Origin of the sequence: Limnobacter sp., assembly GCF_036846585.1 — a bacterium.
Lineage (GTDB): Bacteria > Pseudomonadota > Gammaproteobacteria > Burkholderiales > Burkholderiaceae_B > Limnobacter.
This window is the reverse complement of sequence record NZ_DAIUBR010000008.1, coordinates 19,413-39,469: the sequence shown is the minus strand read 5'-3', so window position 1 is coordinate 39,469 and position 20,057 is coordinate 19,413. Positions and strand designations below refer to the sequence as shown.

19 protein-coding genes are annotated in these 20,057 nt (G+C 54.9%); 6 read left to right on the top strand and 13 right to left on the bottom strand.

Features of this window, described 5'->3' with window-relative positions:
- Window positions 1-119: 119 nt before the first annotated feature.
- Genes V7028_RS05725 through V7028_RS05685 form a run of 9 tightly spaced genes read right to left on the bottom strand, consistent with a single transcriptional unit; the run spans window position 120 to window position 8,409 of the window.
- Entirely contained in the window at window positions 120-824 is a 705-nt protein-coding gene (locus tag V7028_RS05725) for a hypothetical protein (protein ID WP_334119135.1), read from the bottom strand.
- Between the two features lie 10 nt (window positions 825-834).
- Window positions 835-1,971, bottom strand: coding sequence for a deoxyguanosinetriphosphate triphosphohydrolase (locus V7028_RS05720; RefSeq protein WP_334119134.1), 1,137 nt, complete (start codon window positions 1,969-1,971; stop codon window positions 835-837).
- Between the two features lie 2 nt (window positions 1,972-1,973).
- Window positions 1,974-3,068 (bottom strand): 3-dehydroquinate synthase, encoded by a 1,095-nt coding sequence (aroB, locus tag V7028_RS05715; RefSeq protein ID WP_334119133.1) that lies wholly within the window; start codon window positions 3,066-3,068, stop codon window positions 1,974-1,976.
- Window positions 3,065-3,622 carry a shikimate kinase gene (locus tag V7028_RS05710; RefSeq protein ID WP_334119132.1) on the bottom strand — a complete coding sequence of 186 codons (558 nt, stop codon included), beginning with the start codon at window positions 3,620-3,622 and terminating at the stop codon, window positions 3,065-3,067. Before V7028_RS05710 ends, aroB begins: the two co-directional genes overlap by 4 nt.
- 49 nt (window positions 3,623-3,671) lie before the next feature.
- Complete coding sequence (locus tag V7028_RS05705; protein ID WP_334119131.1) at window positions 3,672-5,750, bottom strand: type IV pilus secretin PilQ; 2,079 nt, start codon at window positions 5,748-5,750, stop codon at window positions 3,672-3,674.
- Complete coding sequence (locus V7028_RS05700) at window positions 5,750-6,259, bottom strand: hypothetical protein (RefSeq protein ID WP_334119130.1); 510 nt, start codon at window positions 6,257-6,259, stop codon at window positions 5,750-5,752. Before V7028_RS05700 ends, V7028_RS05705 begins: the two co-directional genes overlap by 1 nt.
- Window positions 6,256-6,885 (bottom strand): type 4a pilus biogenesis protein PilO, encoded by a 630-nt coding sequence (locus V7028_RS05695; RefSeq protein ID WP_334119129.1) that lies wholly within the window; start codon window positions 6,883-6,885, stop codon window positions 6,256-6,258. Before V7028_RS05695 ends, V7028_RS05700 begins: the two co-directional genes overlap by 4 nt.
- Window positions 6,872-7,450 (bottom strand): PilN domain-containing protein, encoded by a 579-nt coding sequence (locus V7028_RS05690; protein ID WP_334119128.1) that lies wholly within the window; start codon window positions 7,448-7,450, stop codon window positions 6,872-6,874. Before V7028_RS05690 ends, V7028_RS05695 begins: the two co-directional genes overlap by 14 nt.
- Window positions 7,441-8,409 (bottom strand): hypothetical protein, encoded by a 969-nt coding sequence (locus V7028_RS05685; protein WP_334119127.1) that lies wholly within the window; start codon window positions 8,407-8,409, stop codon window positions 7,441-7,443. Before V7028_RS05685 ends, V7028_RS05690 begins: the two co-directional genes overlap by 10 nt.
- Window positions 8,410-8,590: 181 nt before the next feature.
- Here V7028_RS05685 and V7028_RS05680 point away from each other — a divergent pair, with 181 nt between their 5' ends.
- Window positions 8,591-11,071 (top strand): penicillin-binding protein 1A, encoded by a 2,481-nt coding sequence (locus tag V7028_RS05680; RefSeq protein ID WP_334119126.1) that lies wholly within the window; start codon window positions 8,591-8,593, stop codon window positions 11,069-11,071.
- A gap of 10 nt (window positions 11,072-11,081) precedes the next feature.
- Here V7028_RS05680 and cyaY read toward each other — a convergent pair whose 3' ends face one another.
- The gene (cyaY, locus tag V7028_RS05675) at window positions 11,082-11,408 is read right to left on the bottom strand and encodes an iron donor protein CyaY (RefSeq protein WP_334119125.1); all 327 of its coding nucleotides are present in this window, start codon (window positions 11,406-11,408) and stop codon (window positions 11,082-11,084) included.
- Here cyaY and lptM point away from each other — a divergent pair.
- Window positions 11,407-11,565 (top strand): LPS translocon maturation chaperone LptM, encoded by a 159-nt coding sequence (lptM, locus tag V7028_RS05670; protein WP_334119124.1) that lies wholly within the window; start codon window positions 11,407-11,409, stop codon window positions 11,563-11,565. The two genes, cyaY and lptM, sit on opposite strands and share 2 nt — an antisense overlap.
- 27 nt (window positions 11,566-11,592) lie before the next feature.
- Complete coding sequence (gene lysA / locus V7028_RS05665) at window positions 11,593-12,900, top strand: diaminopimelate decarboxylase (protein ID WP_334119123.1); 1,308 nt, start codon at window positions 11,593-11,595, stop codon at window positions 12,898-12,900.
- 5 nt (window positions 12,901-12,905) lie between these two features.
- On the opposite strand, the gene ccsB is transcribed toward lysA, so the two are convergent.
- From ccsB to V7028_RS05650, 3 genes are all read right to left on the bottom strand, one after another.
- Window positions 12,906-14,246 (bottom strand): c-type cytochrome biogenesis protein CcsB, encoded by a 1,341-nt coding sequence (gene ccsB, locus V7028_RS05660; RefSeq protein ID WP_334119122.1) that lies wholly within the window; start codon window positions 14,244-14,246, stop codon window positions 12,906-12,908.
- A complete protein-coding gene (locus V7028_RS05655; RefSeq protein ID WP_334119121.1) occupies window positions 14,243-16,420 on the bottom strand; it encodes a cytochrome c biogenesis protein ResB in 2,178 nt (725 codons plus the stop codon). Before V7028_RS05655 ends, ccsB begins: the two co-directional genes overlap by 4 nt.
- A gap of 92 nt (window positions 16,421-16,512) precedes the next feature.
- The gene (locus V7028_RS05650) at window positions 16,513-17,166 is read right to left on the bottom strand and encodes a c-type cytochrome (RefSeq protein ID WP_334119189.1); all 654 of its coding nucleotides are present in this window, start codon (window positions 17,164-17,166) and stop codon (window positions 16,513-16,515) included.
- Window positions 17,167-17,323: 157 nt separating this feature from the next.
- On the opposite strand from V7028_RS05650, the gene yihA reads away from it, so the two are divergent.
- Genes yihA through V7028_RS05635 form a run of 3 tightly spaced genes read left to right on the top strand, consistent with a single transcriptional unit; the run spans window position 17,324 to window position 20,041 of the window.
- Window positions 17,324-17,980: a ribosome biogenesis GTP-binding protein YihA/YsxC gene (yihA, locus tag V7028_RS05645; RefSeq protein ID WP_334119120.1), complete on the top strand. Its 657-nt coding sequence runs from the start codon at window positions 17,324-17,326 to the stop codon at window positions 17,978-17,980.
- Between the two features lie 16 nt (window positions 17,981-17,996).
- Complete coding sequence (gene hemB, locus V7028_RS05640) at window positions 17,997-18,992, top strand: porphobilinogen synthase (RefSeq protein WP_334119119.1); 996 nt, start codon at window positions 17,997-17,999, stop codon at window positions 18,990-18,992.
- A gap of 5 nt (window positions 18,993-18,997) precedes the next feature.
- The gene (locus V7028_RS05635) at window positions 18,998-20,041 is read left to right on the top strand and encodes a magnesium transporter CorA family protein (protein WP_334119118.1); all 1,044 of its coding nucleotides are present in this window, start codon (window positions 18,998-19,000) and stop codon (window positions 20,039-20,041) included.
- Window positions 20,042-20,057 lie beyond the last annotated feature (16 nt).

The window sequence follows — 20,057 nt, the reverse complement described above, 5'->3', positions numbered from 1 at the left end:
GGTCACTTTACTGCAGTGCGGCAAGATTCTCAAGGAAAATAAATGGGGTCTGACCCCATTTATAAACACCTACCAAATTCAGGGGATGTTAATTAGGGACACACAGATAAAGGGCGCACTTAATTTGTGCTTTCTGGAGTTTTTATTGGACGTCCGCGGGGCCTGGGGCGAACCGGGCGGTTCGCAAGGTCTTGAATTTGCGTACAAAAAGCATCGTCGCTCCAAAGCCAACCTTTTTGCAAGCACTCTGTAAGATTGGCACCATCCCCCTCGCTCAAGCCCTGATCACTGAACTGACGGTAACGGCTTTGACGCTCAAAGGGCGTGTTGCCCAATTGCCAATACACGGGCAAATCGCTTAACCAGGCTTCATTCACCACGCCAGCGTGCGCGGCAAAACTACTCCAGGGGTAAGTAGCCAAGTCAGGGGCACCCGCAGCACGCGTGGCCATTTGTTCGACAAACAGGCAGGCCTTCAGGCTGCGTGAACCAGGTTGAACCACGGTTGATTTGAAACGTGGCTCCCAAAGCGCACTGGAATTAACCGCTTGCACTTGCCGCACCGCAGGCGAAAAGCGGCGATTGAGGTTCTGTATAAACCGCCCCACACGCTGTGCCTCTTGGGCAGAAATCATGAGCAAGGCCCCAGCGGGCACCATGCAGTAAGCATGCAGAGCCACCCCTTCCTCAGTTGCGCTCAAGGGCAACTGGGCATGAAACAGCTGAAAGGCCTCGCGGTTTTTGAACACATCCTGCCCGGCAATGCCCTGCAATTCGAGCACCATGGGGCATTCAGGGATGAACAGGCGGGCCTGGCGAGCCATTTGAGAAGCCTTAGGACTGAATGCCGGGAACGGTCAGGCGCTGGTGTTCTTTCATGGCATAGCGGTCAGTCATGCCGGCAATGTAATCGGCAATGGCGCGGGGCACATCGGCTTCGGATCGACGAAAGAATTGTGGGGGCAACAGGCGCGGATCTTCCATGAAAATCTGGAACAGGTCTTCCACCACGCGGCGCGCTTTTAATGTGGCGCGCAAGACTTGGTAGTGCTGATACAGGGCTTTGCGCAAAAACACTTTCAGCTCGTGATTCAACTCGGCCATTTCTCCGCTAAAACCAATCAGCTTGTCGGCCAACTGCACATCGGCAACGCTGGTCGGTTTCATCAACTGAATTCGTCGCTCGGATTCATGCAACAAATCCTGAACCAGTGCGTTGATGATGCCGCGCACGGTTTCGTGAATCAACCGTCGACCATCGATGCTGGGGTGGCGGGCCATCACCCGATCCAAGTGAATTTTGAACAACGGTACCTCAGCCGCTTGCTCAAGCGTGATCAGGCCAGAACGCAAACCGTCGTCAATGTCGTGGTTGTTGTAGGCAATTTCATCGGCCAGGTTGGTGACTTGCGCTTCAAGCACCGGGCGGCGGTTGCTCAAAAACCGGTCCGCCACTTCACCCAGCTTTTCAGCGTTGGGCCTGGAACAGTGCTTCAAAATGCTTTCGCGGGTTTCAAAACAAAGATTCAGCCCATTGAAACTGGCATATTTTTCTTCCAGTTCGTCTACCACGCGCAGGCTTTGCAAGTTGTGCTCGAACCCGCCGTACGGGGCCATGCATTCATTCAGTGCGTCTTGCCCGGCGTGGCCAAAAGGCGTGTGGCCCAAATCATGGGCCAGCGCAACCGCCTCGGTCAACTCTTCATTGAGCCCCAGGTTGCGGGAAATGCTGCGCGCAATTTGTGCCACTTCCAGGCTGTGTGTTAAGCGGGTTCGGTACAAATCACCTTCAGTATTTACAAACACCTGGGTTTTGTATTCAAGGCGGCGAAAGGCAGCGCTGTGAATAATGCGGTCACGGTCACGCTCAAATTCGGTTCGGCCTTCCGGGCTTTTCTCGGGGCTCAGCCGGCCACGGGTGTTCGTGGAACTGACAGCATAGGGGGCCAAACCAAGTTCAAAGTTACGCACTGTTAGTCCCCTGCCCCCATTTCCTGCAACGTTTGCCGCACCAGCGCCTCGTCTGCGGGCGAGGTGGATGCACCACCCAGCCCGTTAAGTAACACGTACTTGATTGAACCGGAATCGGCTTTCTTGTCGTGCGCCATCAGTTCCATAAACTTTTCAACGCCCAAACGTGGCGGGATGGCCGGCAAACGGGCGTCAATCACAACCTTTTTCAGGCGTGCTGCTTCTTCGGCGCTTAAACGGCCCATGCGGCGACACAAATCAGCGGCAATCACCATGCCGCAACCCACCGCCTCGCCGTGGTACCACTGACCATAGCCCATGCCCGCCTCAATGGCGTGGCCGAAGGTATGACCAAAATTCAGAATGGCGCGAATACCGCCTTCTCGTTCGTCTTTCGACACCACATCGGCCTTGATCTCACAAGAACGCTTTACCACCAGCGCAAGCAGTTCCAGGTCGCGATTCAACAGGGCTGGCATGTTGGCTTCGACCATGTCCAGGTATTCAGTATCGGCAATCGCCCCGTGCTTGATGATCTCTGCCAGGCCGCAGCTCAGTTCGCGGTCGGGCAAGGTGTTCAATGTAGAAATGTCGGTCACCACCATTTGTGGCTGGTAAAACGCGCCGATCATGTTCTTGCCCAGTGGGTGGTTGATGCCTGTTTTGCCACCCACGGAACTGTCCACCTGGCTCAGCAGCGTGGTGGGCATTTGAATAAACGGAATTCCACGCATGAAGGCCGACGCAGCAAAGCCCCCCATGTCGCCAATTACACCACCCCCCAACGCGACCAACACGGTTTTGCGGTCACAGTGGTTTTGCAGCAAAGCGTCAAACACACGTTGCAGGGTGGGCCAATCTTTGAATTCTTCACCATCAGGCAGGCTGACAGTGTGGACAAGTTTTGCACCCGCCTCTTGCAGGGTGGCTTTCACCTTGTCTGCGTACAAGGGGCCGACCGTGGTGTTGGTGCAAATCATGACCACCTTGCCCGCCACATGAGGGGTGAATAGTTCAGCTTCGCCCAGCAAACCTGCACCAATGTGAATCGGGTAACTGCGGTCACCCAAATCAACTTCCAAAGTGTATCGACTCATTCTGTTCCAGTTGCCTTTTGTTCAATTCCGGGTGCTTTCTGACCCAATTTTAAAGCATGGCTGATTTTGTGAACAATTTGGTACACAGGTTGCCGGCCAGTTTCAACAACCACGGTCGCACACTCTTTGTACAACGGCAAGCGGGCAGCCAATAGTTCCTCAATTTTGCGTCGGGGGTTCGGCCCTTGGAGCAAAGGCCTGTTTTTGTCCAGGCGCGTGCGCTGATAAAGGTCTGCAGCGGAAGCACTCAAATACACCACGGCACCTATTTGCGTTAGCATCTCGCGGTTTTCAGCCGCCAACACGATGCCACCGCCAGTGGCAATAACCTGCCGCTCTTTTCCAACAAAACTGGCCAGTGCCGTCGACTCGCGTCGACGAAAACCGGCTTCGCCTTCAATTTCGAAAATGACGGGAACACTGACACCCGTTTGTTGCTCGATCAGGTGATCGGTGTCAGTGAATTCCCAGGACAGATGTTTGGCCAAGGCCTTGCCGACTGTGCTTTTGCCGGCACCCATCATGCCCACCAGCACAATGCATTGATTGGACACTTCGTTGAATCTTTGTAAACAATCAAATCATTGTACGGTAAAGCATGTGCTATTGGTCTGTCAGCACAACTGGCGTCAAAAAGATTAACAGCTCAGCACGGCGCTTGCTGTCGGTTTTGCCTTTGAACAGCAAGCCCAAACCGGGAATGTCACCAAAGAAAGGCACCTTCTCGTTCAACTCATTGTCATCTTCTTCAAAAATCCCGCCCAGCACCACAGTACCCCCATCGGCCACCAACACCTTGGTTTTCACCCGACGCGTGTCAATGGCGGGGCCATTGGCGGTTGTAATGCCGATGGAGTCTTTGGCTATGTCCACATCCAGCAACACAGTGCCATCGGGCGCAATCTGGGGAGTTACAGCCAGCTTCAGGTTGGCTTCCTTGAATTCCGTGGCAGTCGCACCACTGCTGGTGGCGATCTGGTACGGAATTTCCGTACCCTGCTCAATCAAAGCCGGCTCTTTGTTGGAAGTAATGACCCGCGGATTTGATACGGTGCGAATCTTGTTTTCAGTTTCAAGGGCGCGCAGTTGCAAGTTGATCAAGCGGGTCGAATTGGCATTGAAAAGGGTATACGCCAGTGTGGTGGAGGCGCTTGGCCCACTGTCGACAAACCCTTTGTTGCCAAACTGGTCGCCAATGTCGGTGAACGCGGTGGCACGCGAGGAAGCAGACTGAATACGCACCCCAAGGTCCTTGGACACTGACGTGTCTGCCAACACCACGCGTGCTTCAATCATGACCTGTTTCACCGGCTTGTCCAGCCCAGTGACGATCATGCTGATCCTCTCCATGCGGGTTGGCGTATCCTGCACGAAAATCTGGCTGGTTCGCTCGTCGGATATCAAGGTTCCGCGTGACGACAGCAACCGGGAATCTTCTGATTTGATCAATGCAACCAAATCTGCGGTTTTTTGGTAACTGATCTGAAACACTTTTGACACCAAAGGCTCCATGTCATCTTGAGCCCTGCGATTGGCAATCTGAAACTGATCGTTGCTGACATCCGCAGGCGTCGACACCAGCAGCACATTGCCAGACTGACTCGACACCAACCCTCTGGAGCGCATGACTATATCCAAAGCCTGATCCCAAGGCACGTCTTTCAAGAACACAGTTACTTTGCCTTGAACCGAATCGCTCAACACAAGGTTCATTTTCGTGAAATCAGCGAAAACCTGCATCACGGTTCGAATGTCGGCATCTTTGAAATCAAGCGTAATGGGGCGCCCACTGTAACGGGCCACCGCGCTTGGCGCGTTTGCTGCGGCGCCCATCTCCAGTTTGCTGGCCTGCCCGGCACGCTTGTCAATTGGCGTAACTTCCACCTCCACAACGGGCCCATGCTGCCGAACAATGTGCGTGGCATTGTTCAATTCCATCTGTACCAACAGGGTTTGATTGCCGGGTACCAAGGTCAATGCCTGGACCGGAGAATCGGGTTTGCCTGGCAGCTGCTTCGGCACCCCTGGCTTGACTCGGGCGTTTGCGAACCGAAGCCGCAAACGCGTGTTGTTCAGCACCGCATCGGCCACAATTCCACTGCGATCAAACTCAATACGAACTACCTGCTTGCCGTTTTGCTCGCTTACATTCCAAGTGTTCAGTATCGGCCCTTCTTCCATCACGGCTGGTTTGCCCAGCACCTCCTGGACGGTTTGCTTCAAGGCGCTTTTCCTGGGCAGTACCGCCGCCTGCCCGCCACTGGGCACAAAGGGTTTTGGGCCCGAGAAAACCAGTTTAACCACTCGATCCGACTGGCTGGTCTGAACCTCGTAATTTTGAGCCATCTCGAACACCAAACGGCTTTTTCCGCCCGACGCAATCAACTGGGACTTCTTGATTCGACTGTCAGAAGCAAAGACAACGGGCAAAGATTCGTTGCTTAACTCAGCAGAAAAATCCATGACTTGACGCGCCGGGTTGGCGATTCGAAACAAGCCAGGCTTGTTTTCCAGCGCTTGATCAAACTGCAGAATCACCTGGGTACGGTCGTCAAGTTCTTCCACTTTGACATCGATGATCGTCAGCGCCAAAGCCTGGCCGGTCAGCACAAAAAACAAACCAGCGCCCAATAAACCATTTCTCAGAAAACAAACAAGGTGTTTGATTGATTCAATAGCCATCAAAATTCTCCAGACGAAACACCAGGTATCAAGTTCAGTTCCAGGCGCTTGCCTCCTGTCTTCGTATCCAGCGGCATCAACACCACCTGCCCCCGGCCAAAAGCCACCACTTGATAGGTGCCCAACACGTAACTGCCTAGCCCCACCACATGGTCTTTCTCACCATCGTTCAAAATCGCGACCCGCTGACCGGAGGACTCAATCAAACCAGTCAACTGCAACGACTCGGCAGACAAACCATACGCTGCCACCTGACCCTGCTCCGCCAATGAATTGACACTGGACCATTCAAACAAGCGGCCAGTGATGGCGGGCAGTCTTGACGAATCCGGACTGAGAGCCTCGGGCTGTGGCGCGGCCACAAGACGCCCCACAGCCCCCCCCGCACCTTGCCGCCCTTGATTAAGCCGCTGCTCCAACCCTTTCAATGCAACGGCATGACGTTCTGCAGGGTCTTCCAGTTCAGGCAACACCGGAACCAGCAACAAAGAAAACAGAAATTCAATCATTTGGTATCCCCCTGCCCGGACTCGCCAGGTGGGGAAAGTGGTGCATTCGCTGAAAGCTGGGCAAAGGCATTCAATTCGCCATTCAATTGCCAGCCATCAGAATCGGGCAAGACAGACATTTCAAACTCCTTCAAGCTGACCTGACGACTCAGACCTGCAATGTGGTTGGGCAACCGGGAAATCGCGCCCCCTTCTCCACGTACCCGAACCTTCACGGGAACAATCCGCATCACTTCCTTGTTTACAGGCGCCTGTGGTGTAAATTCAGACAAACTCAGCTTCTGCCCCAAAATCATTTCATTGATTCGCCCCAGCAATGAAGCCAGTTCACGCTCGGTGGGCAAGGCCATGGTCAACACCGGCAGCTGCGCCTCCAGTTGCGCCAACCTCTCTTCGATTGCTGGCGCCTCCAGCAACAATTGCGACTGAGCATCAAGTCGCTGCAAAGAATTCCGAATGTCCATGTCAAGCCGGAAACTTGTATCAACATCCTCCTTCCAAAACATCAGGAAACACACAACGACCAGCAAAACCCATGTACCCAGTACAACAAAAATTCGATTGGAAACACTGAGAAGTGGCAGATCTTCCAGCAAGGTCCGAAAATCCCGCTCATCTAGGCGCATCGTTACCTCCTCGCAGCGATGCCTTGATCTCAAACAGGTGTCGCTGGCTCGCTTTTTCACCGCCGCCAGTCGCGGGCTCTGTCAGCGTGATCAGATCGACTGAATGAAACAGCTCATTGCCTGCCTCCATCTGGTCTACCCACGCAGCCAAGCCAGACACAGCATCAGTAAATCCGTTGACCGTCATGACGTCTTTTGCTGCAGACACCCGCGTGATGGACACACTGTTGGGCACCGTGCCGTCCAGAAACGACACCCACTGACTCGCCAACAGCGACTCCTCCTCAACAGCTTTCAAGGCGCTGACCTGACGATTGAGCACAGCCAGGCGATCTTTCATCGCTTGAACTTCCTGCGCCCGGGTGGCCACCTCAGACTCCATCGCCGACAGGTTGCCCAAAAACTGCTCCTTCCTTGCAACACGATCCGAAAACTCACTGCCCACCGAATAGCAAAACAACAAACCCGCCAAAAGCCCGGCACACAACTCTGCCACTACGCGTCGGCGGCGTTTGTTCTCACGAAGCACCCTGTAAGGGGACAAATTAAACAGAATCACTCGCATGGCATGGCCTCCAGTGCGCCAAATGGCACAACGTCATCGTGCCAATGCAACTGCAACTCCCTGCGCGGCGGAACATCCATTAAACGCGGCGACAGGGTTTGGCTTCGCCTGACCGTTGCTTCACACCCCTTGGTGTACATCAACTCCCCACCCAGAATCAGTCGCACCGAGGCGGATTCCTCCGGTGCCCCATCGCGCGTCCAGGTTGATACAAGGCGCTCTAGCGCGGAAACAGCTTGCACCACGGAAAATCCTTCCTCGCTGTGTTCCCAGCTTTCATTGAACAACACACCTTGAGAAAAAACAGCCAGCCGAATACGATGACGAGACAACTCCCCGTGCAGCAGAAACCGGACATTGGACATTTTCAAAGCGTCAGGCACCATTTGCAGGTAGCCGTTCATGGCAGCCACTGAATCCAGCGTAATTCCCAAACACGTCAAGCTACAGGCCTGGCAGGCCAACAGAATTTCGTCGACCTGCTTTTGATCAATCCCAGCCACAGCAAGGCTAACACTGCCATCGGAAAGCTCGGCCTTGATCTGCCAGTCAAACGCAGCCTCCCGTTCCGACTCGCCCGCCGCAGCTTCCATCAATTCCTGAATCTGGTAACGAATTAGACCCTCGCGCTCGTCCTTGGCCACACTGATCTCACCCAGATACGCATGTTTGGATGGCACCGAAACCACCACATACAACGGGCGCACCGACGACACAGGCAACTGGCCCAACGAGTCGCCCATCGCCTTTTGGAGTGACGAGGATGTCAACAGAGCCTCGCCCAACGGAGCAATACCCAAGGCACACCCACCCGAAGCGTGAATCGATTTAAAAGAGAGCCGATCCCGCCGTTCAACTTCTCCATACACCCAGCGACAGTGGTCACCGCCAAACGAAAGGGAAAGGGCATGTGGCGCACTCCCCTGCAATTTCAACAACAATGAACGAATGAATTTCATGAATAGACTCTGTGCAATATAGAGCTTCAGAGTAGAGAATTCAGACAGGCTAACTAACCCTCAATAGAGTGCCCAACCAGAAGGGGGAGATCCGAGATTTCGCCTCCACAGGTCAACGGCCTCAATTTCCAGTGCGTTGGCAGATACAATGTAGGCACTGCCACCAATCTTGCAACGACCTGTGAATTCAAACAAAACCCGCCGCCAATCCCAACAATCCGGCTTTATCGCATCCGCCCTCACCGTACTTGTCGGCTTGGGCGTGTCCGCCGTTCTCTTGGTGAGCGTCGCCCTGGCACTCATTTTCCCGAAGCTTCCAGATCTGGACACCCTGACCGACTACCGGCCCAAGGTACCACTTCGCGTGTTAACTACAGATGGCGTACTGATCGGAGAATTTGGCGAGGAAAGACGACGCCCCGTGGACATTACAGAAGTGCCTGTGGTGATGCAACAAGCGATTCTGGCGGCAGAGGACGACCGTTTTTACGAACACGGCGGCATCGATTTCATGGGCGTTGCCCGTGCGCTGGTTACCAACGTCACATCGGGCGGGCGGGCGCAAGGCGCCAGTACCATCACCATGCAGGTTGCACGCAACTTTTTTCTAACCCGCGACAAAACCTGGACTCGCAAGCTTTACGAAGTACTGCTGGCCTACAAAATTGAAGACAACCTGTCCAAAGACGAAATTCTGGAGCTGTACATCAACCAGATTTACCTGGGTCAGCGTGCCTACGGGTTCCAGTCCGCATCACAGGTGTATTTTGGCAAACCCCTTCGTGAAATCAACGCAGCCGAAGCTGCCATGCTGGCCGGCCTGCCCAAAGCCCCGTCTGCCTACAATCCGATCGTGAACCCCAGTCGCGCACGCATTCGGCAAGAGTACGTACTGCGTCGCATGCACGATCTCGACTACCTGGACGACGAACAGTATGAAGAAGCGCTGAAAACAGAACTGGTGTATCGCAATCGCAAAGTCAACGGGGACGACGTGGAGGCCACCACCGGCCTGACCATCAATGCCGACTACGCGGCAGAAATGGCCCGCCAGGCCGTGGTTGAAATGTACGGCGAGGAAGCCTACACATCTGGCATCACCGTGACCACCACCCTGATCGCCAAGGAACAACGCGCTGCCCAGCGCGCATTGCGCAACACCGTCATGGACTATGAACTGCGCCAATTCTTCCGTGGCCCCGAAGGTTACATTGAGCTGCCCAACGACCCCAAGGAAGCCGAAGAAATTATTGGCGACAACATCAGCGATTACAGCGACTACGGCTTTCTGCAAAGCGCCGTTGTGCTGTCGGCCAGCCCCACCGAGGTGGTGGTATCACAGGGCGCAGGCGAACCATTGAAGCTGACTGGCACCAGCTTGAAACCCGCAGAAAGCTGGCTTAATGAACGTGCACCAGCCAACAAACGCCTGAAACGCGGCGCAGTGGTGCGCATTTTGAAGCGCAAAGACCAGCCACCCATGTTGACCCAACTGCCGGAAGTACAGGCCGCATTCATTGCCATCAACCCGAAAGATGGCGCAATCCGTGCACTCTCGGGTGGATTTGAATTTTCGCGCAACAAGTTCAATCACGTCACGCAAGCCACACGCCAACCGGGCTCTGCTTTCAAACCATTTGTGTATTCCGCGGCGCTTGAGAAAGGCATAACACCCACTACACTGGTGGCAGACGAACCCATTTTCGTGCCCGCCGACACCCCCGGTGGAAAAGACTGGAGCCCCAAAAACTACGACGGCAAGTACGATGGCCCCATGCTGCTCAAAGAAGGCCTGGCCAAGTCCAAGAACATGGTATCCATCCGCGTGTTGCAGGAAATTACGCCGCAATACGGCCAGCGTTGGGCCACACAGTTTGGCTTTCCTGCCGCCAATGTGCCGCCCTACCTAACCATGGCACTGGGTGCGGTCACCACCAACCCGCTGCAAATGTCCAGCGCCTTCGCGGTGTTTGCCAATTCAGGCTATCGCGTCAAGCCGTACCTGATTGAAAAAATCATCGATGGCAGCGGTCGCATTGTCGCCCGCGCACGCCCTGCGGTGGCAGGCGAGGAAGCCAACCGGGTTATCGATGCACGCAACGCATTTCTCACAACCCGCCTGCTGCGTGAAGTCATTGATCGCGGCACAGCCACACGCGCCAAAGTGCTGAACCGTGGCGACATCGTGGGCAAAACCGGCACCACCAACGACAGCCATGACGCCTGGTTTGCTGGCTACAACAGCGACATTTCAGCCGTCGCCTGGGTGGGTTACGACCAACCAAGAAACCTGGGTGCCCGCGAGACAGGCGGTGGATTGGCCCTGCCCATCTGGATCGACTACATGAGAGTGGCGCTGGCCGACTTGCCAGAGAAACCACAAGCCGTGCCCGCTGGAATCGAATACATTGATGGCAACTACTACTACTCGGAATACACACCGGGCTCGGGGATTGCCCGAATTGACGTGAATGGCGGCGGGGACGATATACCCAGCCTGTTCGACTTCCTGAAAGGCCTGGGCGGCATGCTAGAAGGCGGTGGCAACCAGGGATCAAGCGGCAGCAGCAACCCTCTGACAGGCGATGGCACCACCCACACCGAACCCACACGCAAAAAAGACCCGCCCAAAGATGACATTGAGCGGCTGTTCGGAAATTAAGCGCTTGCGCTTAAAATTTGGGGCAAACTTGGCCGATCTGCCCACTCAACAGATCAACAAAGTGGGTTTTAAAAGGTGTCTTGCTGCGGGTATCCAGCCACTCACCATTTGAATACTGGTAGTGAAAACCACCCGATTTCGCAGCCAGCCACAGCTCGTGGTTGGCCACCTGGCTGTTGAGGATCATCTTGCCTTTGTCTTCAAAATCAAGGGTCAATACATTGCCCGAGCGCATTGAATCTGCATCAAGGTCCAGCGTATCGACCAAGGATTCAATATACTCTTCTACTTGAACCAAGGTGGCATCCACCACCGCCTGGAATTCCGTGTCTGTCATGAAAAAATCACCTTTAAGAACATTGGCCATTGTCACCCTGTTTGTACTGGGCCTGAACGCCTGTGGCCAACGCGGCCCGCTTTATTTGCCCGAACCGCCACCGCCCATGCCAAAACCCGCAGGCTACGACAAACCCGAACAACAGCAAAACCGCTAAACCCACAATTACCGAGCAAATTTTACCGTGCAAAACAATTCAGTGAACCCCAGCGACCTCAACCCACACTTGCAGTATGACGCCGCAACAGGCGAACTTCAGCTCGAGAACACCGAGCTTTCGGGTTTGGCGCAGGAATTTGGAACACCCTTGTACGTGTACTCCGCCAGCTCCATCAAAGCAGCCTACCGTGCATATGCAAGCGCCTGCCAGGGCTTGGCACTGGTCACCATTTGTTATGCGGTTAAAGCCAACTCCAACATTCACATCCTGAAAACACTGGCCCAGGAAGGCGCCGGGTTCGACATTGTTTCAGCAGGTGAACTGGCCCGCGTCATTGCCGCAGGCGGTGACCCTCAAAAAGCCGTGTTCGCAGGCGTGGGCAAGTCCACACAGGAAATTGAATACGCACTGGGGCAAGGCGTGGGCTGCTTCAACGTCGAATCAGAAGCCGAAATGGAACGTGTTGCGCAGGTGGCTGAAAAAATGCAGCGCAAAGCCAATGTGTCACTGCGCGTGAACCCCGATGTGGACGCCAAAACCCACCCCTACATTTCCACCGGTCTGAAAGAGAACAAGTTTGGCGTTTCAATGAATGCAGCCAAACGGGTGTACCAGTTTGCCCATGCACACCCTTGGTTAAACGTACACGGCATTGACTGCCACATCGGCTCGCAACTGACAGACGCCAGCCCCTACTTCGACGCGCTCGACCGCGTGCTGGCACTGCTTGACCAGTTGGCCGCAGAGGGAATTGAGATCAACCACCTGGATTTGGGCGGCGGCATCGGTATTCGCTATCTGAATGAAACACCACCCAGCCCAGCAGACGTGTTGCCCAAATTGATCGCCAAGGTGAAGGCTTGGGCGCAGACCAAAAATCGCCCCATGCCCAGCCTGTCATTCGAGCCAGGTCGTTCCATCGTGGGCAATGCCGGTGTACTGCTGACCCAGGTCGAATTCCTGAAAGAAAACGAAGGCAAGCATTTCGCGATCGTGGATGCAGCCATGAACGACCTGATGCGCCCGGCCATGTACAAAGCGTTCCATGGTGTGGTGGCTGTGCAGCAAAACCCGCACGCCACTGCGCAAGAATACGACGTGGTTGGCCCCGTATGTGAATCAGGCGACTGGCTGGCCAAAAACCGCACCCTGGCCATTGAACAGGGCGATTACCTCGCAATATTGTCCGCTGGTGCGTACGGCCAAACCATGGCCTCTAACTACAACAGCCGTGGCCGGGCCGCCGAAGTACTGGTAGAAAATGGCAAAGCCACCTTGATACGGCGACGCGAAACCATCGAGGACCAGCTGCGCCCTGAACTGGACGTATAAAAAGGTTACAGTTCGCCGTAGGAATGCAGGCCCGACAGGAACATGTTCACGCCCAGAAAAGCAAACCCCGTCACCAGCAGCCCCACCAACGCCCAGTACGACGCAACCACGCCACGCAAGCCTTTCACCAGGCGCATGTGCAACCAGGCCGCATAGTTCAACCACACGACCAGCGCCCAGGTTTCCTTGGGGTCCCACTGCCAGTAGGCGCCCCAGGCTTCAGCTGCCCACAGGGCACCCAAGATGGTCGCCACAGTGAAGAAGGCAAAACCCACTGCGATCGACTTGTACATCACGTCATCAAGCACTTCAAGCGGTGGCAACGCATCGGCAATTCGCCTGCGGGCCAACAAAATAGCACCCACCACCACGCAGCCAATTCCAAAATACATGGCCCAGTAAACAGTTACCCCACCACTGCGAAACACCAACGGCTCCAGAAACATCAACACACCCAAGGCACCCGTTGGAATCAGCGCCTTAATGCTGGGCGCGTGGGCATGTACCTTCAACAGGTAAGCAAACGCCACCATGGCCGACAATGAAAACGTGCCGTAACCAATGAAGTTGGCAGGCACATGGATTTTCATCCACCAGCTTTGCAAAGCAGGCACCAAAGGCTGAATGGCATAAGCCTGGCGCTCAATGCCGTACCAGGCCAGAAAGCCCACAGCAGCCACCACCACCAGCATCACGAACGCACCCAACTGGCGGGTTTTGTACACCTGCTCGTAAAACAGGTAATACATGGCCGTGATCAACGCAAACAGAACAAACACTTCATACAGGTTGGACACAGGAATGTGACCCACATCCGCACCAATCAGATAGCTTTCATACCAGCGAATGAACATGCCGGCAAAACCCATCACCACCGCACCCCAGGTCAGGGCCGTGCCCACGAAACTGGCCGTGGGTGAACGCCCCACCAAACCAATCCAGTAAGAAACCGTGGCCACCACAAACATCACGCCCATCCACAAAATTGCGGACTGGCTAGAAAGCAAATACTTCAGGAAAAACCGTTGCTCCGCGGCAGCCAAATCACCACCATAGCTTGAAATGGCCAACAGGCTTAAACCTGCCACTGTCAGGATCAACCACTTCAGCGAACCCCAGCGGTAAGCCATGTAAGCCGTCACTGGCACGCAGCTCCACAAAATGCTGATTTCGTAGATGTCCATAAAACTGTGGTACTGCTGCGAGGCATATCCCGCCGTCGCCGCCAACAAGGCCGCAAAAGCAAAATCGCTCCAATGAAACGATTTTGAAAACCAGCCCGCCTTCTTTGTTGGCAAACCTGGCTTTTCACCCCCGGGTGCCTGGTTGATCCACGTCGAACTCATACCGCATCTCCTGCACTGGCCACTTTTTTGGAAGCCCTGCTATTCAATTCATTCACAAACTGCTCGTACTCTTTCTCAAAATCCATGGTCCTGCGTGTAGTCGACATGCCCATCATCACTTTCGAGCCACCCTCATCATCCGTCACCCAGAAAAACGCTCGGCGTTCACGGATGTAGAACATTGAAAATACCCCGATGCACAAGAACAAACAACCCAGGTACACAATCCATTGTCCCGGTGCCTTGGCCAACTGAAACACACTGGCCTTCACCTCGTCAAACTGGTCCAGCTGAAACATCACAGGCGCGCCATACAGCGACAAATCCGACAAGGCAATTTGCGCATCCTGCACAAAGCGGCCATGCACTTCATCAGGTACAGCCGCTTGTAAATTCGCCGTGGTGCGGGAAAGTTGGTACACCTCCCACATGGCACCCTGCAACAGGCGGATAATCACGTCGCTTGCCCGCTCACGCTCACCTTCCGGCACAGTGGACTCAATAAACTGCGCAATGGCTGGCAAACCGGAAAGTCCGCCATCCGTGCCAGCAAACCGTTCCAGCGCGCGCCGGGCGCTGTCAGCCACACTGGCTACCAACTGAGCAGAATCTGGCCGGTCGCCAAAAGCCTGTTGTGCAAATCGCCTGGCCGCGGTGTCGCGAACCTGCGCACTTTGCAACGCCGCCCGGAATCGCATGAAGCTGTCCAGCTGATCATTTTCATCCACAGGCAAGCGCAGGTACTTGAAACCATCGGCAGGGGTGTCACGCACACCCGCCAAATAATAACGGCCACCGTCCAGATTAATGGGCAACATGTAATTGTGAAACTCACGGGCCTGCCCGGACTGGTCACGCAACTTGTAAGTAATGCTGGGGCCTATGTTGGTGAACTTGGTTTTTGCGTCTTCTTTCACGCCGGGGCCCAGCACGCTGGCCAAATTTGTCTCGAAAGGCGACAAGGCATCAGCATTGCCCAAAGTCAGATCGTCCACGCTCACCTGATCGGAATTTTCAACCGGCAGCGCTTCCACATTGATCGACTTGAACGCAGTGAATTCGATTTTCATCTGCTCATTCATGTCGCCTTGAAGCTGGCTTAAATCACGGCCACCGCCCACCACGCCATCCAGATCAAAACGGTAATCGCGCGCACCGCTCAAAGGAATGCCTTTCAACTGCACTTTGGTTCCACCATCGTCGAAGCTGGACTGGTAAACAGTCACCCCCTTGTAAATCAAAGGCTTGTTCACCTCGATGGTCGCCTCAAAGCGCTCTTTGGTTTCCGGATCAAACACCACCACATCACTGGCGAACAGTTTGGGCATCCCGGTGCTGTAAAAATCGATGCGAAATTCTTTCAGGGTCAGTTCGAAAGGCAGGTCTTGTACCAGCAGGCCATCGTCAGTGTTCAACACTGCAACGCGGCTGGTTTCCCCCTCGGGAAGCAACAAGTTGGCACGGTAACTGGGGTTGGACACCGCCAAACGGGCCGTGTCCGGAATCCCCGCATTAATTTCCGCACCACTTACCGGGGTTTTGCCCGTGGCCCACACCGCCACCTGCAACGGCACCCCGCTGTCGAGCAAGCCACCAATACAAATCACAATAATCGACATGTGCGCGGCAATGTAACCAAAGCGGTTCGCACTACCGGCCTTGGCCGCAACCATCGTGCCATTGGCACGCACCGACTGCTTAACCTTGAACCCCTTGTGTTCAAGCCACTCGGCAATCACGCCGGGCAAGGCTTGCGGCTTTTCATCGAAGCGGCCCTCCCAACGGTGGGCAAACGCCTTCAGGCTGCTTTCGCGCATGTTCTCGCGATACACCCGCATTTCCTTGATCATCTTGGGCGTGTTTCGGTACACACACAAAGAGGTGGATGCCACCAGAAAAGCCATCACGGCAATAAACCAAGGGGCGTTATAAATGCGGAACAGCCCCAAGGGCTCGAAAAATGACGCCCAGAAAGGCCCAAACTGGTTGACGTAGTTCACCCAGGGGTCCGCCTGCCCCACCACCGTACCAATGGCCGAGGCGATACAAATCAGGGTCAGCAGGCTGATGGCAAAGCGCATCGAACCCAACAACTCCATCAAACTGGCCCCAAACGACTGTCTGCCCGTACGTTGCGGGCTTAAATTGTCGACTATGTCCCCTGAACTACTCACGCGCTTCCCCGTTGTTGATTGCCCCTTCGACCGGCTCGAAAAAAAAGGGGCTAACCTTTAGCCCCTTTTTGACCGGCGGTTGCGTCAAATGTTCAACGCAAACCTGCAATGTAATCTGACACCGCTTTCATTTCCTTGTCCGACATCTTGGCAGAAATCACGCTCATCTGTTCGCTGTTGTTGCGCACACCGTCGCGGAAAGCCACCAACTGGCTTTCTGTGTACTGTGCATGCTGACCACCCAGGCGCGGGTATTGGGCGGGAATGCCTGCGCCGTTCGGGCTGTGGCATCCAGCACAGGCCGGGATCTTTTTGTCAGCAATACCGCCACGGTAAATCTTCTCACCCAGTTCCAGCGTGTCTTTGTTCTTGGCTGAACTCAAAGTCTGCTTTTGCGCCGCCAGGTAGGCCGACACGTTTTTCATGTCTTCTTCTGACAAACCAGCGGCAAAACCGGCCATGATCGCATTGTCACGCAATGGCTTTTCACCGTCTTTGCCTGCCTTGAAATTGCTCAATTGCTTGTACAGGTACTCAGCATGCTGACCGGCAATCTTGGGGTAGATAGGCGCAGAAGCATTGCCATCTGCACCGTGGCACGCCACGCACTGCTGCATGATTTCCTTGCCCTTGGCCAAATCGGGCTTGAACGCTTCAACAGGGTCGGCAGCAGCTTGGGCCACAGACATTGAAAACATCAAAGCGGCAAACAGAGAACTCAGTTTTAGCGTTGTCAGCTTGTTCAGCATGGTCAAAAACCCATCAAAAAGTGCATCAATAAATAGTAAGGCAAACCGAAAATCTGCATCCGCGCACCCAACAACAATGTCAGGCATCAGCAAAGTTTTCACAAACCCTAGATTATAACCACTCAAGGGCCTGTCTTGCATCTAAAATGTGCGCATGACAATCAATTTCCACAACACGCATTTCGAGGTGTCCGCATCTCGCATGGCCGAATGCCCGGGCGCCAGCGTCCCCGAGATCGTATTTGCCGGGCGCTCCAACGCCGGCAAGTCCACGGCCATCAACACCCTGTGCAAGCAACGGCAACTGGCCTACGCCAGTAAAATGCCGGGGCGCACACAGCTTCTTAATTTTTTTCACGTCATCGAACAGGCCGAACCCATTGCGCGCTTGGTCGATTTGCCCGGTTACGGCTTTGCCCAACTGGCCCAAACCAGCCAAAGCGTGTGGGACAAAGAACTGGGCAGCTACCTGGCCGACCGCCCAAGCCTTGTGGGCACCGTGCTGATCGTTGACTGCCGCCGCGGCCTGCTTGAACTCGATTATGCGCTGATCAAATGGGTTGGCCATCGCCAGTTGCCGGTACACATCCTGCTGTCCAAAGCGGATAAATTTAACCGCCAGGAGCAGGTTCTCGCCCTGCGCGCCACCCAAAAGGCGCTTGATCCGTATCGGGTCAACGGCCATGAAATCACCGTTCAACTGTGGTCCGCATTGAAGAAAATCGGCATGGTTGAACTGGAAACCCAATTATCCAACTGGGTTCGTCCACCCGTGGCCGACGGCGAGTCCGACCACGCACTCGAACACTGAATCACAGGCAAGCACCATGACCCAACACCTGTACCACCGCCCCCGCCGCCTGCGCCGAACAGAAGCCCTGCGCCGTTTGGTCAGCGAACACACGCTGTCTGCGGCCGACTTCATTTACCCGGTATTCGTGGTGCCCGGCAACAATAAACGCGAGGCCGTGGCCTCCATGCCCAGCGTAGAACGCCTGTCGCTCGACCTGCTGTTTGCCAAAGCTGAAAAATGTCTTGAACTGGGCGTGCCCGTCATGGCTCTGTTCCCCGTCATTGAAACCGGGAAAAAAACCGCCGACGGCCTGGAAGCCACCAACCCTGAAGGCTTGGTACCTCACGCCGTACGCCAACTGAAAAAACGGTTTCCGGAACTGATGCTGCTGACAGATGTGGCGCTCGACCCCTTCACCAGCCACGGACAAGACGGCTTGATCGACGACAACGGGTACGTGCTGAACGACGAAACCGTGGAAGTGCTGCAAATGCAGGCCTTGGTCCAAGCCCAGGCCGGCGTGGACATCGTCGCCCCCAGCGACATGATGGACGGGCGCATCGGCGCCATTCGTGAAACCCTCGAAGCCAACCGCTGCATACACACCAGCATCATGGCGTATTCTGCCAAATACGCCTCAGCCTTCTATGGTCCGTTTCGCGACGCCGTGGGCTCCAGCGGCAACCTGGGCAAAAGCAACAAAAAGGTGTACCAGATGAACCCCGCCAACAGCAATGAAGCACTGATGGAAGTGGGCATGGACCTGGACGAAGGTGCCGACATGGTCATGGTCAAACCGGGCATGCCCTACCTCGACATTCTGTGGCGAGTGAAAGAAAAATTTGCACGCCCCACTTTTGCATACCAGGTCAGCGGTGAATACGCCATGATCAAGGCCGCCGCACAAAACGGCTGGCTCGATGAAAACGCCGTGGTACTTGAATCACTGCTGGCCTTCAAGCGAGCTGGCGCCGACGGCATACTCACCTACTTCGCACTCGACGCCGCACAACTGCTGAAACAAGGGTAAAGCGCATGGGCATCTGGACGCATCTGGACCAACACAACATCCGACAACTGGACGATGCACCCGCCGCGCTACCCAAAGAGGGTTTTCTGTGGCTGGACACCCAACTTGACGAAGACCTGATCTGGGTGCCCACTGCAGAAGCATTGTTGGGGCTCAAGCTGGATGAACTTCACCTGGAAGACCTTGGCAACACCTTTCACCCCAGCCACTTCGACATTGGCGACGGTTACAATATTCTCATTATCCGGTCCCTTTCCAGCAAGCCCCTGTTCGACGAAAACAATCGCCTCAGCATCAAAACCCGCCCGGTGTTTTTTGTGATCACACCCAAGCTGTTGGTCACCTTTCGCCCGAAAGACAGCCGCACGTTCGCCATGGCTCGCAAATTTGTGGACAGCGCGCCCCCGAAAACGCTCGACGAAATCGAAACCTTCCTGAAATTCAAACGCCCACCCGCCTGCACAGATGAACTGATGATTCAACTGGTCAGCAATCTGGTCGACCGTTTTATGGAAACGCGGATTGAAATTTCGGAACAACTGGATCGCTGGCAGCGCGATTTACTGAATCCGCGCAAACGCTTTCAAGACTGGAATGCACTCTTGGCCGCCCGCAATGAAATGAACCGACTTGAATCGGTTGCTCAAGACCAACGCGACGCACTGACCGACTGGCAAGACGACCAGGAACGCGAAGGCCGCATGGCCGCATCACTTCAGGTCAATGCCCGCGACACACTTGAACACCTTGAACGCGTGGTCAGCCTGACCCGCCGCCTTGGCGCAAACACCGAAACAGCCGTTCAGCTTCATTTTTCCGCCACCGCGCACAAAACCAATGAAATTGTCACGGTATTGACCATGTTGACCGCCCTGTTCATGCCACTCACTCTGATCAGCGGCATATTCGGCATGAACTTCGGGAAAACTCCCCTGCTGGAAAACCCAAACGGCTTCTGGATCACCATCGGCCTGATGGGCCTGTCCAGCCTGATATCACTGGGCCTGATTTTCTGGATCAAAGGGCGCAACCACCTCGGCAAACCGTAAGCGTTACAAACCCCGC